Source organism: Ureibacillus sp. FSL E2-3493 (genome assembly GCF_038077515.1).
Taxonomy (GTDB): Bacteria; Bacillota; Bacilli; order Bacillales_A; family Planococcaceae; genus Ureibacillus; species Ureibacillus halotolerans.
Genome location: NZ_JBBOPK010000001.1, coordinates 1,203,934 through 1,219,340 on the forward strand (window position 1 = coordinate 1,203,934; position 15,407 = coordinate 1,219,340).

Here is a 15,407-nt window from a genome sequence, read left to right on the forward strand (position 1 = left end):
ATGAGTCGTATAAAAACGTTTATAGACAATGAAGTGTTTTTAGGAAGTCAAAGGGAACTGCTTCAAATCATTATTAATCATACAAGGGACAAAAAGAAAAAGGCTTATTATGCTATTAATGCGGATTGTATGCTTCACTATTGGAACGATGAAGCTTATCGAAACATTATTAACCAAAGGGAAAATTTAATTTATGTAGATGGAATGGGTGTCATTTATGCCCAAAGGTTTTTAAACATTCCAACTGCTGCTGAACGAATTGCCACAACTGATTTATTTCCCGCGTTAATGGCCGAATTAAATGAACGGAAAAGTCCCTTTAAAATCTTTTTACTAGGTGGAAAAGATGATACGGCAGAAAAGGTAAGAAAAAATTTTTCGAAAAAGTATCCGAATGTGGAAATTGTAGGGGCCTATAATGGTTATTTCGATAAAAAAGAAGAAAGTAAGAAGGTCATTTCTCACATAAACGATTTGGAAGTGGATATTTTATTTGTTGGATTCGGAAATCCCCTTCAAGAGAAATGGGTAGACGAACATTTTCATCTTATAGAAGCTAGTACAGTTCTAACTTGTGGAGGGCTCTTTGATTATTATTCAAATCATGTGAAAAGGGCACCGATTGCCATGCAAAAGATTGGTTTTGAATGGTTATATCGACTATTACAAGAACCAAAACGATTGTATAAAAGATACTTGTTTGGAAACATCAAATATATATTAAAGGTTCTCACCTTAAAATTAGTAAAATGATTTGAAATTATGGGGGATCATATGAAGTTAATGAAGTTAAACAATTTCCATATCGTCATACTATCTAGCATTAAATGGGACTTTTTATGGCAAAGGCATCAAATTATCGCAGAGTACTTTTCAACGAAGACTGATGTCACATTCGTTGAGACGACGGGATTGAGAAATCCTGGCCTATCCAAATCTATTGAAAGATTAACAAGAGTACTCGTTTCAAAGAAACAAATTCAACGGAAAACACCTATAAAAAATTTGAAAATATTACCACCATTCATCTTGCCACCGACCCATTCACTATTTAGACAGTTTAATAAAAACGTATTTGTCCCAAAATTAGCGAAGAACATCAGGCAACATTCTACTAAACCGATTTTATTGATCACCTATGTTCCTACCTCTACGTCCCTTTACCTCATTGACGAACTAAAACCTGAAAAAACAATCTATGATTGTGTTTTAAATTTTGAAAATTTTCCGGGAATTCCTAAAGATATTGTCATAACCGAAAATGAATTAATCCAAATGGCTGATATGTTAATTGTTGATTCGGTTCATTTGAAAGAAAGGCATAGACATAAAAAAGAGCAAATTGCTCAAATTCCCGCTGCAGTGAATTTTGAAATGTTTTATGAAATTTATGAGCAACAAATAATGAGGAAAAAGGTCAATAAAGTAACGTATTTTGGTGGGATTGATCATTATCGTATCGATTGGTCCATTATTGAACAGTTGTTGGAAAAAGGAATTTACGTCGAATTAATCGGACCTGCACCAGAAGGGATTCCTTTACGTCATAACCATCTTATACATCAAGATACAGTATCTCATCAGTCGCTCCCTAGTGTTTTAAAGAATTGTGACACGCTTATTTTACCTTATCAAATAAATGATTTTACAAAGGGGACTTTTCCAGCCAAGCTGTTTGAATGTTTTGCCACAGGGAAGCCGATTGTTGCGACAGCTTTACCGGATTTAGTGTTGTTCAAAGATGTAATGGAAATTGGTGAAAGCAAAGAAGATTTTACCGAAAAGGTATTAGTTTCCTTACAAAATGATAATTTCCAAAAAAGAGAGGAAAGAATTCTTCTGGCAAAGGACAATTCTTGGAGTGCAAGATGTAACAGTTATGAAGAAGTACTTGAAGGTCTTATCTTAAATTAATGGTTTCATCCAAAATAACTGCTAATAACGGTAGAATCGGGTGTTTGACTTTTGAAAGTTAGTGTAATCATTCCAGTTTATAATGTGGACCAATATTTGCGCCATTGCTTAGAAAGTGTTGTTTTCCAGTCCTACTTAAATAAAGAAATCATTTTAATAAATGACGGTTCAACAGATTGTAGTCAAGAAATATGTGAAGAATATGTCAGGCGGTATCCCTTTATCCGATTAATCAATAAAGAAAATGGGGGATTATCAGAAGCTAGAAATGTTGGTATTTTACACGCAACAGGGGATTATGTCATGTTTTTGGATTCGGATGATTATTGGCAGACGGATTTCTTATCCGATTTAGTGGAAATCATCCATCAAAATAACAAAGTAGAATATATTTTTTTCCCATATCAGTATTACTATCAACAAAGAAAGATTTATGTGAAGGCCACTTTATCTATTGAGCGAAGTGAGTTAATAGGGAAAAATGGGGTAGAATGTTTAAACTATATATTAAAACATAACGGAGATTTTAAATGGTTTGCTTGGAGTGGGATTGTCAAAAAATCGTTTCTATTAAAACATGAGTTATTTTTTATGAAAGGAAGAAAATATGAGGATGCTCTATGGACACCTTATCTTTTCTTAAAAGCAACTTGTATTGACTATTACGATAACCCGATTTATGTATATAGAAATGAACGGATAGGTCAAATCACGTTGAATCATTCTTATTCTACATTGGAAGACAGTATGTTCGTCGCAACTTATTGGCATAAAGTTTTAACCACATTATCGATTGAAGAAAGTTTAGTTGAAAAATTGATGAACAATTTTGTTGAAAGATATTATTACAGTATGAAATTTGCTTGTTTTTTAAAGAGAGACGAAAGAAAGAAAATCATTTCTTTATTAAAAAAGAATCGAGCATTATTACAATATAAATTCACTTTATTTCATTCCTTTGCAGCAATGTGTAGTAAAACTTTCGGATTCCATAGGACAATTCAAATGATTCACATTATATTAACGTTAAAAGGGAAATCAAAGTATGGCTTTTGGGGGAAGGACAATGGAGATGCAGAAGGTGGGCAAAGTAAAGAAACTAACGGTGCTAAATCCATATCGAAGCATCATGCATAGAGCGAAAGTATATAAAAAAGTCTATATGAATATATCGAACCGCGACGCTATTATAAATAAAGGTAGTTTAAGTTTAGGGTGTAGCTTTAACGGATGCGGTTATTTTGATTCCAGTCTTACGATTAAAAAGGGTGGAAGGTTGATAGTAAATGGAGATTTTAAATTATATTCAGGATTTTTCCTATCGATTAATGAAAACGCCACATTAGAAATTGACTCGGGTTACATTAGCTATAAATCAAATATTTCATGTTTTGATTATATTAAAATGGGAAAAGATGTGACAATTTCTGAAGGTGTTACGATTCGTGATTCGGACAATCATGAGTTAATATATGATGGTTATAAAATGACGGAACCTATTGTAATAGGAGATCACGTATGGATTGGTTTAAACGCGACGATTTTAAAAGGTGTTACGATTGGAGATGGTGCGGTTATTGCTGCTGGTTCAGTGGTTACAAAAGATGTACCTCCAAATAGTATAGTTGGTGGTGTTCCAGCTAAAGTGATCAAAACAAATATAAAATGGAAATAATTAGGAAACAAAAGGAATCACTGGATGTAAAAAGACACATCCAGTGATTTTTCATTTACTCGTATGATTCTAACATTTTGCGGACTTTTTCAACGACTCTTTGCCGTCTTTTCCTTAGGGAGCTTGCTGACATTTTATTCGTAGCGGCAATCTCATCATAGGTCGCCCCAAATACATATAGAGTTTTAATTAAATTATAATCTATTTCGGCTAAACTCGATAATATATCTTTTAAATTTTCAAATTCATTGATTGTTTCTGTTTTGACTTGAACATAGTGGGAAAGGTTAATTAATTTATCCTTATCATAGGCGATGTTCCGCTCTTTATATTGATTATCCTTTTCGATTTCTTTGTAGATGGATGTTAACATCGTCCAATAAGCATAAGGGGCAAAATCACCTCGTTTTTGATCGTAGTTTTTCCATGCATGCCATAAGGCAATCCTTGCACATTGACGGTAATGCTCGTGATCTTTATACACCTTTGCTTTTTTTAACACTTTCGTAATCATCGGTTCATAAAGTTCGCATATCGTATTAAACTCTTCCATTTCAATCTTCCTTTGACTTGCGCGCAAAGTCGATTATTCCTAGGTGTTTTCATCGTAACCGAACTTTTGAAATGAATCGAAAGGGCTATAGAATGGATTGTCTAAAGCTATTACGAAAATTTTCTAAGAAAATATAAGAAATAACGATAGTAAATTAGAAAGATAAGTAGTTTTTCAATTTCTAGACAGTCAATCATAGTTGAAAATAAGCAATTAACTATTTGAAAATGACTTTATTTCCGAATATTGACAATATTTATAGAATTTTTTATATTAATCCATAGGTACTAGTTTTTGGTATTTATTTGAAAATGTTTGTTGAATAATTTCTATTAAGGGGGAGATTTCTATGGGATTAGAAAAAGAGATCCATTTTTTAATATCATCTCATTCTAGCATCGCAGTTACTCCTCATTTTGATGGAGAACATTCGTCAATCATTTACACTAATTTAGGGAGTTTAAAGTCAAAAGGAACAACAGATGAAATCATCCGACAATATTGTTTAAATTTCGGTGCAAGCTTAGAAGGGAGGCAAATGGCTTCTCGTAAGCTATTAAGTATTACGAAAACACCACCGATTCTAATATCGGAACGATTAGGTATTGTGGGGATGGAATTGCCTACTTATAATACTTTAGGTAAAACGTGGGTGTTTGATCTAAGTTTTACAATTGAAGAATGTGGGGCGTATAGTTTACTGATTTTTAATAACGGTGTAACGATAAAAGTCGCTCTCAAAGAAGCGGCAGTTAGATATCGAAGAGAAAAAGCGCTACATCTGCTATATACGAAAGTCCCTTTACATGATTTAAATTTAATCAACTTCAAGTTGCATTCGGATAAATATTTTACATATTAAAGGGGAAAAGGAGGAATGGTTATTCAAAGTGAAAAACAATTTTTTGTATTTTTGCCTAATCCATCATGAAAGTGTTAAAATGGTAGGACATGTTTGAATTTGTTAGAGAGAGTGATACTATTCATGAAAGTAATTTTTATTGGAGATATCGTAGGATCGATTGGTCGAGAAGCAGTTGAAAAGTACTTGCCCCGACTAAAGAAAAAATATACACCTGATGTGGTAATAGCAAATGGTGAAAACGCTGCTGCTGGTAGAGGTATAACACAAAAAATTTATCAACAGCTATTACAAGTTGGCGTTGATGTCATTACAATGGGGAATCACACTTGGGATAATAAAGATATTTACGAGTTTATTGATGATGCGGAATATTTAATTCGCCCAGCAAACTTTTCTGAAGAAGCTCCTGGAAAAGGAATGGTTCAAATTACGAAAAATGGTGTTACATTAACGGTCATTAATTTGCATGGCCGTGTTTTCTTGCCACCCCACGCGGATCCTTTTGCGATGGCGGATGCATTAGTTGCTGAAGCACACAAAACATCTCCACTCGTATTTGTTGATTTCCATGCGGAAGTAACAAGTGAAAAAATTGCCTTAGGTTGGCATTTAGATGGAAGGGTTTCAGCAGTTGTTGGTACTCATACCCATGTACAAACGGCGGATAGTAGAATTTATCCTGGTGGGACTGCCTACATTACCGATGTAGGGATGACAGGTCCGTACGATGAAATTTTAGGAATGAAAAAAGAAAGTGTTATTTACAAGTTTAAAACAAACTTACCGTCAAGATTTGAAGTGCCGAAGGATGGACGTGAAGTGTTAAGTGGATTTTACGTTGAAATCGATGACCAAACGGGTAAAGCACTACATTGCGAACGCATATATATAAATGAAGACTATCCGTTTCAAGGATAAAATAGAAACTTAAAAAATGATCCTGCCAATATTGTTGGTAGGATCATTTTTTAACTTTAAAGAGGCTGTTTAATACAATTACGGACTGTTATCCCTTGATATTTAACTTTGAAAGATGAAACAAGTTTTTTTAACCTTCCTTGTGTCTAATCGATAGTGAAAAAATAAATGGTTTTAAGTGCCAATTTGGTTTTCATTCGATTCTAATTTAGTCTTTAACATCATAAAATGTCTTACGGACACTAAGTTAAAGTCCTTTGAATGAATGCCCACTAAATCGAATGCTTCATTCAACATTTACTAAAGCTACATGGGGAGGAATAAATGTGGATTCATTAAAAGTATCATCTCGCTCTAATCCAAATTCTGTCGCAGGTGCGCTCGTTGCCGTTATTCGTGAGCAAGGATATGCGGAAATGCAAGCTGTAGGTGCAGGTGCATTAAATCAGGCAGTAAAGGCAGTCGCAATTGCACGCGGTTTTGTCGCACCAAGTGGCACGGACTTAATTTGTGCACCAGCTTTTGCGGATATTACAATTGCTGGTGAAGATCGTACAGCTTTAAAATTAGTCGTAGAAAAAAGAACGCGATAACGTAGAGACATCACATTTTTACGCCCTTAATGATTGGCATGCGCTGATCATTAAGGGCTTTTTTCATTTAAAATAAAGTATTTATAATACTTGAAATATCATTAAATGAAGTTCATATTCATAGTTTTATCCTTTTATTCGGATTTAAATCATTTGTTAGGAGAATAAAGAGTTTTTGAGCCTTCAAAAGTATCTGTTGGTTCAGAATTACTCCAAAATAAGTAATCATAAGAATCCACTAACCAATTTTTTGTTTCTTTATTATATAAAAGACTTAATGTTAAATCATAATCTACGCTTTCAGTCTCAGGCTTCTCATCACTAAAATAAAGAGCTTCTGTATAATAATATGTCGCTTCGATACTAACATTATTGTCATTAGTTAAATAGATTGAATTACGATCAAGTTCTAATTTATCTAATTGTCCTGTGTAAAAGGAATCTTCACTTAAATATGAGAGAGCATCATATTCAAATTCCTCTTTAAGATTGTTTGTTACTTGATTAAATTTCGAGAGATCTTTTGATGCTTTTGCGTGTGCAAATTGTTCACCGAAATCTAATAACAGAGTAGATATTTTAGTATATTCTTCTTCAGAAAGGATTGGGGCATTTAAATCAACAGAACTATCTTCTAGTTTATATTCTTCTGATCTAACTTCACCCCAAGGATATTGAGCGACTACAGTTGCAGTTGTGGAACCGTTTAAGAAAATAGGTCCAAAAGTTTCAGATTCTCCATCTGTTACTGGAACTTTTTGATCGTTGATAAGGACGTAAATATCAGACATCATTTCTTCATGAAAATTATCAATATAGATAGTCGCCTCAGAGATTGGTACTTCAATCTCAATTTGATCATAAGATTTACTATTTAAACTTAATTCTTGTTCTATAGTGGCATTTCCAAAATCATTATTTAGATTTAGACTTACTGTGTAGTTACCTGGTAAAAGAGGGCCGAATATAATAGTATCCTCAAATTGTTCTTCTTTTGCTGATTGATTATTAAATTTGAATTCAATACCTTCAGAGGAACCATTGAAATAAGCATATTGATTGATAGCATATACTTTAAATGTTTGAAATAAACCTAAAAATTTTTCTGAAGGTTGAATGGAAATGAAATCCTCTATGTATTCTTTTCCAAATTCTTTTTCTAAATCAATAAAGGCGTCTGCTTCCTGTAGATTAATAGATGAACCATCTTCATGAACGAGTATATTAGCAAGTTTTTTTGAATCTTTATTAGATAAGGCTTCATTAAACCTTTCCATTGTAGCTTGCTCAGAAAAATAACTTGATGTAAATATTGAAGAGCATACAATTAATAGAATTAAGATACCAATAATGCTAAAAGTAATCTTTTTCTTTTTTGTCCAATTTTTTTTTGTAACTTGATTTATAGATTCTTTATTTTGAAACTCTGGAAGTTTTTTACCGCAATTTATACAAATAAGATCATCTATAGATGATTCATGTCCGCACTCTTGGCAAAATCTTTTCATAGTAGACACTTTATCTCCTCCAATACTGTTTGTAATTAATACATATCTAGTTGATCAATAAATTGTCCGATTGTTGCATCTCCAATTATTGCGATGACAATTGCATATAAAATTGAAAATAATATGATATACAATAAATAGCCATAATAAGAATCAATCGATTTTACTTTGCTAACAATTAAACGAGAAATAATATAAAGCGGGATTATTAAAATAATTAAAGTAAAAGATAGTGCTAAAAAGATATAACCTGCAACTAAAGATTTAATAAGTACTAGAAGTAAGCCAATAATTACTAGAATTGCTGCTGGAATACTATGAACACCTAGATAACTAACTATCTCCTTCACTGATTTTTCTGGTCCAAATATTTTTAATATGATAAATAAAGATAGAATAACGATTGCAATCGAAATTAAACAAAAAATAAATGCACTGAAGAAGATAGAAAAGAAGGGTGGACTCACAATGGAAGTATCAAACATACTCCTATAATCACCAAAAATGGATTTTGTAATATTATTTATAAGTAAATAAATTGAAAGCGATAATATAAGCGAGAATGTAACTATAGTAATCATGCTATTTACAAACTCTTGCTGTCCGTTTGAGAAAATTAATGAAGGTTTTTTCAAATAACTAACAAAATGACTAAAATAAGCTCTAGACTTCTCTTTTACCTTTTCAACTTGAATGTTAGGTTGACTAGGATTTTTTGAATGGTAATTTTGTTCATTGTTTACTGATGTTACTGCACTTTCTTTATTAGCTTTATACAATTCTGAGTTCGTTGAAACATTAGAAGTATTATCATCATTCTGAATTAATTCAAACTGATTACCTCCACATTTTCCACAGAAGTTTCCAGTTTCCTGGACATTGTTACACGATAAGCATTTTTTCATATAACTTTTCTCCTTTTCTAATAAAAATGAACCAAAAAATAGTAGTAAAATTAATTTTTATATTCATTTTTCACTAATTAATTGGTAAATTATGAAATCGTTCTTTTGATATAATACTATTTACTTATATATAATTACAATACAGAACTTACAAATTATAATTATTTTGTATAAATAACTGAATTTTGAGTAGATTTAATGAAAATAATTATTCATTAGTAAAAATGTCATACTAATAAGTGATGTATTGGTATTGACGAATGGGAGAACTCGATAACATTAAGACATCACATTTTTAAGCCCTTAGTGATTGGCATGTGCTGATCATTAAGGGCTTTTTTCATGGGGCTATTTATTTGCAACTTACTTCTTAACAATTCCGTCTTTTAATGGTAATAAAAAATTACTGTAATATAGTATGGCTTCCTTTTCTTGAAGTAATCTAAAGGAAAGATAAACATACTGCAAATCCTTGTCTGTTAACTTTCAGTCAAAGGTCTGAATTTCATGATTTTGGTGTTTTTCGGATAGTTTATGCATTTTGTTCGTGTTAAACTAATGAAGGAAAAAAATATATAAAAACAGTTTTTTAAGGAGTTGTTAACATGTTACATCAGCTTTCTTGGAAAGTCGGTGGGCAGCAAGGTGAAGGTATTGAGAGTACAGGTGAAATTTTCTCAATGGCCATGAACCGTTTAGGCTATCACCTTTACGGTTACCGTCATTTCTCTTCACGTATTAAAGGTGGCCATACGAATAATAAAATTACCGTTCGTCCAACAGAAGTTCGTTCTATTGCAGACGATTTAGATATATTAGTTGCTTTTGACCAAGAAACAATCGAAGTGAACTATAAAGAGCTAACTGAAAAAAGTATTATTTTAGCTGATGCTAAATTTAACCCAACAAAACCTGAAGATTCAAAAGCGCCATTATTTATCGTGCCATTTACTGAAATTGCGACAGAACTAGGTACTTCATTAATGAAAAACATGGTGGCGATTGGTGCTACTTCAGCCCTTTTAAATTTAAATAAAGAAGTGTTCCAAAGCGTTGTCGATGAAATATTCGGACGTAAAGGGGAAGAAGTCGTTAAAAAGAATATGGAAGCAATTCAAAAAGGGTATGACGTCATGACGGAACTTTTAGGTGACCGTGTCGGTGAGTGGGAACTAGCTCCTGCTGACGGAAAACGACGTATGTATATGATCGGGAATGATGCAGTTGCTTTAGGTGCCATTGCAGCAGGTGCCCGTTTTATGGCTGCTTATCCGATTACACCAGCTTCCGAAATCATGGAATATTTAATTAAAAAACTTCCAAAATTAGGTGGCGCGGTCATTCAAACTGAAGATGAAATCGCAGCGGCGACAATGGCTATCGGTGCTAACTACGGTGGTGTTCGTTCCTTCACAGCATCAGCTGGTCCTGGTTTATCATTAATGATGGAATCCATCGGCTTATCTGGTATGACAGAACAACCATTAGTGATTGTCGATACGCAACGTGGTGGTCCATCGACAGGTCTTCCAACTAAACAAGAACAATCGGACTTAATGGCCATGTTCTATGGTACACATGGTGAAATTCCGAAAGTTGTTATTGCACCTTCTACTTTAGAAGAAGCATTCTTTGATACAATCCAAGCATTTAATATCGCAGAAGAATTACAAATTCCTGTAATTATTATGACGGATTTACAATTGTCCTTAGGGAAACAAACGACAGATCCGTTTGACTACAGTAAAATTGAAATTCGCCGTGGAAAAATTGTCGAAGATGAAATTGAAGCAAATGACAACAAAGATTACTTCAAACGTTATGAAAATACAGAAGACGGTATTTCTCCTCGTGTCTTCCCAGGAACTCCAAATGGTATTCACCATGTTACAGGGGTAGAACACGATGAAACGGGTAAACCAAATGAAGCACCAGGAAACCGTGGAACACAAATGGACAAGCGTTTCCGCAAACTTGAGAAGTTAACATTTGATACGCCAGTCCATGTCAATGCACCTCATGAAGAAGCAGATGTATTATTAGTAGGATTTAATTCAACGCGCGGTGCGATTGAAGAAGTTCAAGTACGTTTAGCAGAAGAAGGGGTAAAAGTAAACCATGCCCATATTCGTTTACTATTCCCATTCCCAAGTAAAGAAATGGCTCCATTAGTAGCCAATGCGAAAAAAGTGATTGTAGTGGAAAACAATAAAACTTCCCAATTAGCAAATATTTTAAAAATGAATATTGGCGGTCACGATAAAACATACAGCATTACGAAATATGACGGTACACCGTTCTTACCTCGTGAGCTTGAAAATAAAGTAAAGGAGCTGCTTGACTAATGGCAACATTTAAAGATTTTCGTAACTCTGTGAAACCAAACTGGTGCCCAGGCTGCGGTGACTTCTCCGTACAAGCAGCGATTCAACGTGCAGCAGCAAATGTCGGCATCGAACCCCATGAATTAGCTGTAGTAGCTGGGATTGGCTGTTCTGGTCGTATAGCTGGATATATCAATTCATACGGATTCCATGGTATTCATGGTCGTGCATTACCGATCGCGCAAGGCTTAAAAATGGCGAACCGTAACTTAAATGTTATCGCTTCTGGTGGTGACGGGGACGGATTTGCCATCGGTATGGCTCATACAGTTCACGCAATTCGTCGTAACATGGATATTACTTACGTTGTAATGGATAACCAAATTTACGGTTTAACGAAAGGGCAAACTTCACCTCGTTCAGCTCAAGGTTTCATTACGAAATCAACACCAGGTGGAGCAATCGAGCCATCATTAAAACCGTTGGAAGTGGCATTATCTGCAGGAGCAACGTTTGTAGCCCAAGGATTCTCGACAGACATTAAAGAGTTAACAGCCCTTATCGAAGCTGGTATTCAACATAAAGGGTTCTCTTTCATTAATGTCTTTAGCCCATGTGTTACTTATAATAAAGTGAACACTTATGAATGGTTCAAAGAACATTTAACAAAATTAGCTGACATTGAAGATTATGATTCTTCTAATCGTGAGTTAGCGATGCAAACAGTAATGGAAAAAGAAGGATTAGTAACAGGGATCATTTACCAAGATACTGAAACAAAATCTTATCAAGAAAAAGTACCTGGATACGCTGAACAACCATTAGCTGACCTTGATATGAACTTAAGTGAAGATCAATTTAATGAATTAGTAAAAGAGTTTATGTAATATGTAAGCCCCCATATTTTGGGGGTTTTTTTATTGGAGAGAAAAGGTGTTGGATAAAATATCAAATTTTTATTATAAAATATTGGTAATTATCAAAAATGTGTTTACACATCTGAATGCTCAAACTATTATGAAGTTAATAGATTCATTTTTCTATTAATTTTTAATTGTGAGAGGCGGAGGATGATAGGTTAAATCCTATATTGGACGATGAAAAAACTGAATATCATACTAATTTTAGTTTCTGTTTTCGTATTTCTTTTTCTAGATCAAAATGTTAGGAGTGTTGAGGCTACTAGTGAATATTCTACTAGTAAACTTGGACATTTAAACAATGCAGATGTTTTGATTTATAAAGATTACACAAAGGCTAGTTCATCATTTAAAGCGGGTTCCCAATATATGAATGTGGTTTATTATATTAAGAAACAAGCAATTCATAATGGGGATACTTTTTATTTAATGAGTACCCAACCGAGCAGTACTTTAGGTGTTGTTGGATGGGTGAAATCATCTAACGTACAAGTGTTGGCCCATGCAACAATCAGTGGGCAAAAGAAAACGTTGTATGTTAAAGGAAATGGAAGGGCGTATCGTAAAGCATGGGGTGGCACAAAGGATGTAATCTATAATGAAATGTCTAAATATTCTAATTTAGAATTTAAAGTAGATTTAACTGAAACGGTTGGAAAAATGACATGGTATAGAGGGACTGTTAATGGTGTAAAAATGTGGTTGCAGTCGAATCAAGTGATTATTCCGAATTCAATCAGTTTATTAGGACATATTAATGGATCTGCCACGACAATATATCCCGTAAAAGGTGCAACAACTCCAACAATAGAAGCGAAACAATTCTTTAACGCAGTTTACTATATTAAAAGTTTTGCTTATATTAACAACGAACTCCATTACATAATTAGCACTGAACCGAGCAGTGAAAGGGGAGTCGTAGGCTGGATAAAGGCAAAAGATATAACAACTTATGCCCATAAAACAGTAACCGGAAAACGGCAGACCTTCTATTTTAAAGGAACTGGAAAAGCGTATAGTAAGGCGTGGGGCGGTTCAAAAGATTTAGTTTTTGATAACCTGTCACCCTATAGTTATGAAAGTTTTCAAGTTAACCTTACAGAAACGGTTGGCGCAAATACTTGGTATAGAGGGACGTTGAACGGTAAAACGATTTGGCTTCATGCTAACGATGTTTTAACTACGATATCAAAAGTGGAAATAAGTAAAACAAGTTTACTAGGCCATTTAAAGAGTAATGCAACGATTTATAAATTAATTGGTCAATCGACTTCAACTGTTGCTGCTCCTTATACGAATACGGTTTACTACATTAAAAAACAGGTGAAAGTGAATGGTATTTTATACTATTTAATTAGTATGAAACCAAGTAGTGAACAGGGTACAGTCGGATGGGTGAAATCAACAGATTTGAATACACAAGCCCATAAAACCATCAGCTCTAAGGCGAAAACTTTGTACATTCATGGTACAGGAAAAGCCTATAGTAAGGCATGGGGTGGAACGAAAGATATTGTTTTTTCTGATATGTCCGATTATCAATTTTTAACAATTACCGTCAATTTAACGGAAACTGTTGGCAATACAACATGGTATCGGGGTATTTTAAATGGGAAGACGATTTGGTTACACGAAAATGATGTCGTTATACCCACTGCAACAAGTTTATTAGGTCATATTAATGGTAATGCGACGACGATTTATCGAAGGGACGGAAACATTTCATCTACATTGGATGCCACTTCTTATTTTCATGCTGTGTACTATATTAAAACTCAAGGTAATTTTAATGGAGAAGTATATTATTTAATTAGTAAAACAGCTGGAACAGAAGGAATCATCGGTTGGATAAGTTCAACTAACATGACAGAAAAAGTGCATAAAACGGTTGATCATCAAGGAAAAAGCTTTTATTTAAAAGGGACAGGTACTGCTTATCAAAACCCTTGGGGTGGAACGAAAGATATTATCTACAGTGATTTGAGTCAATTTTCGAAGGAAAGTTTTCAAGTTAACCTTACAGAATCCGTGGGATCTGATGTATGGTATCGTGGTACTTTAGCAGGGAAAACGGTCTGGATTTCTGATGAGTTTGTAAATAAAACGATCATAAACTATACAAAATATGATTTATCTTTGAGTGAAGCTTTAGCCTTACAAATGAAAGCTACTCCACAGACCGATAAATATCGAAATTTACCAGGATATGTGAGCCGAAATTTTGTGGAAATTGTAATGGGAGGTTCAACGACAAGTTCGGGTGTACGTCTCAGAACATCTCCAAAACTAGATACAAATAACAATGTATATGAAACGGTTCCAATAGGTACTGCCTTTACAATTTTAGATGATAACATCATAGGAGAAGCTACAGCTGGTTCTACTAGATGGTATAAAATTCAATATAACGGGAAAGAGTTATATGTTCATCGTTCACTAGTTCGAATCAGTTCCAATCTAGGTAAGGTGAAGAGTACTGTCAATATCCGTTCAGAAGCATCAGAACAAAGCCATATATATGGGAAGTTAATAACTGGAACATTCGTGACGATTTATTCAACGGATTCCCATTGGGCTCAAATTGCCCTTGGAGTATGGCGAAATGCTACCCAATCCGATGTGAGTGAATATTTAAATCCGAAGCATTTTGTTAATGATCCAAAACAAAAATTCCAATTTCTCGATTTATCTAAATCGAGTGGGGTATCTGTCACTGTATTAGATAATTATTTGAAGAATAGAGGAATTTTCCATAATCTTGGTGAAGCGTTTGTTCAAGCTGGTGCCGAGAATGGAATAAATGAATTGTATCTTGTATCCCATGCGTTACTTGAAACGGGACATGGTACTTCAGAATTAGCCCAAGGTATTCAATATAACGGTACGGTTGTGTATAACATGTATGGGATTGAAGCCTTTGACCACTGTCCAAATGAATGTGGAGCAAAAAAGGCATTTGAGGAAGGGTGGACAACTCCTGAAAAAGCAATTATTGGCGGGGCAAAATATATTGCCAATGATTATATTAAAGGGAAGAACCATACTGGTACGATTCAAAACACTTTATACAAAATGCGTTGGAATCCTGAAGCGATGGACCGTTATAACGGGGCTAGCCATCAATATGCAACGGATATTGGATGGGCATATAAACAAATTAATTCGTTATACAATCTTTATCAAACCCTTGGTATAAACAATATGATTATGGATGTACCAGTTTATCGTTAAA

General features: G+C 34.0%; 12 protein-coding genes and 1 pseudogene. 10 read left to right on the top strand and 3 right to left on the bottom strand.

What is annotated here, in order from left to right:
- The 4 genes and pseudogenes from MHH69_RS06195 to MHH69_RS19315 form a co-directional block, all read left to right on the top strand.
- Positions 1-753, top strand: a complete 753-nt coding sequence (locus MHH69_RS06195; protein WP_341361912.1) for a WecB/TagA/CpsF family glycosyltransferase — start codon at positions 1-3, stop codon at positions 751-753.
- Between the two features lie 21 nt (positions 754-774).
- Positions 775-1,914, top strand: a complete 1,140-nt coding sequence (locus MHH69_RS06200) for a hypothetical protein (RefSeq protein ID WP_341361913.1) — start codon at positions 775-777, stop codon at positions 1,912-1,914.
- 51 nt (positions 1,915-1,965) lie between these two features.
- Complete coding sequence (locus MHH69_RS06205) at positions 1,966-3,051, top strand: glycosyltransferase family 2 protein (protein WP_341361914.1); 1,086 nt, start codon at positions 1,966-1,968, stop codon at positions 3,049-3,051.
- A gap of 361 nt (positions 3,052-3,412) precedes the next feature.
- Positions 3,413-3,589 (top strand): annotated as a pseudogene (locus MHH69_RS19315) (DapH/DapD/GlmU-related protein); the annotation flags it as partial.
- Between the two features lie 55 nt (positions 3,590-3,644).
- On the opposite strand, the gene MHH69_RS06215 reads toward MHH69_RS19315, so the two are convergent.
- Entirely contained in the window at positions 3,645-4,142 is a 498-nt protein-coding gene (locus MHH69_RS06215) for a sigma-70 family RNA polymerase sigma factor (protein WP_122970449.1), read from the bottom strand.
- A gap of 349 nt (positions 4,143-4,491) precedes the next feature.
- On the opposite strand from MHH69_RS06215, the gene MHH69_RS06220 reads away from it, so the two are divergent.
- The 3 genes from MHH69_RS06220 to MHH69_RS06230 all read left to right on the top strand — a co-directional run bounded on the left by MHH69_RS06220 (position 4,492) and on the right by MHH69_RS06230 (position 6,518).
- A complete protein-coding gene (locus MHH69_RS06220) occupies positions 4,492-5,004 on the top strand; it encodes a competence protein ComK (RefSeq protein WP_122970450.1) in 513 nt (170 codons plus the stop codon).
- 123 nt (positions 5,005-5,127) lie between these two features.
- Positions 5,128-5,925, top strand: coding sequence for a TIGR00282 family metallophosphoesterase (locus tag MHH69_RS06225; protein WP_341361915.1), 798 nt, complete (start codon positions 5,128-5,130; stop codon positions 5,923-5,925).
- Positions 5,926-6,251: 326 nt separating this feature from the next.
- A complete protein-coding gene (locus MHH69_RS06230; RefSeq protein WP_036174445.1) occupies positions 6,252-6,518 on the top strand; it encodes a stage V sporulation protein S in 267 nt (88 codons plus the stop codon).
- Positions 6,519-6,667: 149 nt separating this feature from the next.
- Here the strand turns inward: MHH69_RS06230 and MHH69_RS06235 are convergent, their stop codons facing one another.
- Both MHH69_RS06235 and MHH69_RS06240 read right to left on the bottom strand, forming a co-directional pair.
- Positions 6,668-8,026 carry a TcaA 3rd/4th domain-containing protein gene (locus tag MHH69_RS06235; protein WP_445954577.1) on the bottom strand — a complete coding sequence of 453 codons (1,359 nt, stop codon included), beginning with the start codon at positions 8,024-8,026 and terminating at the stop codon, positions 6,668-6,670.
- A gap of 35 nt (positions 8,027-8,061) precedes the next feature.
- On the bottom strand, positions 8,062-8,931 hold the full coding sequence (locus MHH69_RS06240; protein ID WP_341361917.1) for a hypothetical protein: 870 nt from the start codon (positions 8,929-8,931) through the stop codon (positions 8,062-8,064).
- Positions 8,932-9,536: 605 nt separating this feature from the next.
- On the opposite strand from MHH69_RS06240, the gene MHH69_RS06245 reads away from it, so the two are divergent.
- From MHH69_RS06245 to MHH69_RS06255, 3 genes are all read left to right on the top strand, one after another.
- Positions 9,537-11,276 carry a 2-oxoacid:acceptor oxidoreductase subunit alpha gene (locus tag MHH69_RS06245; RefSeq protein ID WP_341361918.1) on the top strand — a complete coding sequence of 580 codons (1,740 nt, stop codon included), beginning with the start codon at positions 9,537-9,539 and terminating at the stop codon, positions 11,274-11,276.
- On the top strand, positions 11,276-12,142 hold the full coding sequence (locus MHH69_RS06250; RefSeq protein ID WP_122970453.1) for a 2-oxoacid:ferredoxin oxidoreductase subunit beta: 867 nt from the start codon (positions 11,276-11,278) through the stop codon (positions 12,140-12,142). The genes MHH69_RS06245 and MHH69_RS06250 overlap by 1 nt, the downstream gene beginning before the upstream one ends.
- Before the next feature lie 210 nt (positions 12,143-12,352).
- The gene (locus tag MHH69_RS06255; protein ID WP_341361919.1) at positions 12,353-15,406 is read left to right on the top strand and encodes an N-acetylglucosaminidase; all 3,054 of its coding nucleotides are present in this window, start codon (positions 12,353-12,355) and stop codon (positions 15,404-15,406) included.
- Position 15,407 lies beyond the last annotated feature (1 nt).

Coding starts and splice junctions, on each gene's coding strand:
- MHH69_RS06240 (WP_341361917.1), bottom strand. CDS start 8,931: ATGAAAAAATGCTTATCGTGTAACAATGTCCAGGAAACTGGAAACTTC.
- MHH69_RS06245 (WP_341361918.1), top strand. CDS start 9,537: ATGTTACATCAGCTTTCTTGGAAAGTCGGTGGGCAGCAAGGTGAAGGT.
- MHH69_RS06255 (WP_341361919.1), top strand. CDS start 12,353: ATGAAAAAACTGAATATCATACTAATTTTAGTTTCTGTTTTCGTATTT.
- MHH69_RS06235 (WP_445954577.1), bottom strand. CDS start 8,026: ATGAAAAGATTTTGCCAAGAGTGCGGACATGAATCATCTATAGATGAT.
- MHH69_RS06195 (WP_341361912.1), top strand. CDS start 1: ATGAGTCGTATAAAAACGTTTATAGACAATGAAGTGTTTTTAGGAAGT.
- MHH69_RS06215 (WP_122970449.1), bottom strand. CDS start 4,142: ATGGAAGAGTTTAATACGATATGCGAACTTTATGAACCGATGATTACG.
- MHH69_RS06225 (WP_341361915.1), top strand. CDS start 5,128: ATGAAAGTAATTTTTATTGGAGATATCGTAGGATCGATTGGTCGAGAA.
- MHH69_RS06220 (WP_122970450.1), top strand. CDS start 4,492: ATGGGATTAGAAAAAGAGATCCATTTTTTAATATCATCTCATTCTAGC.
- MHH69_RS06250 (WP_122970453.1), top strand. CDS start 11,276: ATGGCAACATTTAAAGATTTTCGTAACTCTGTGAAACCAAACTGGTGC.
- MHH69_RS06200 (WP_341361913.1), top strand. CDS start 775: ATGAAGTTAATGAAGTTAAACAATTTCCATATCGTCATACTATCTAGC.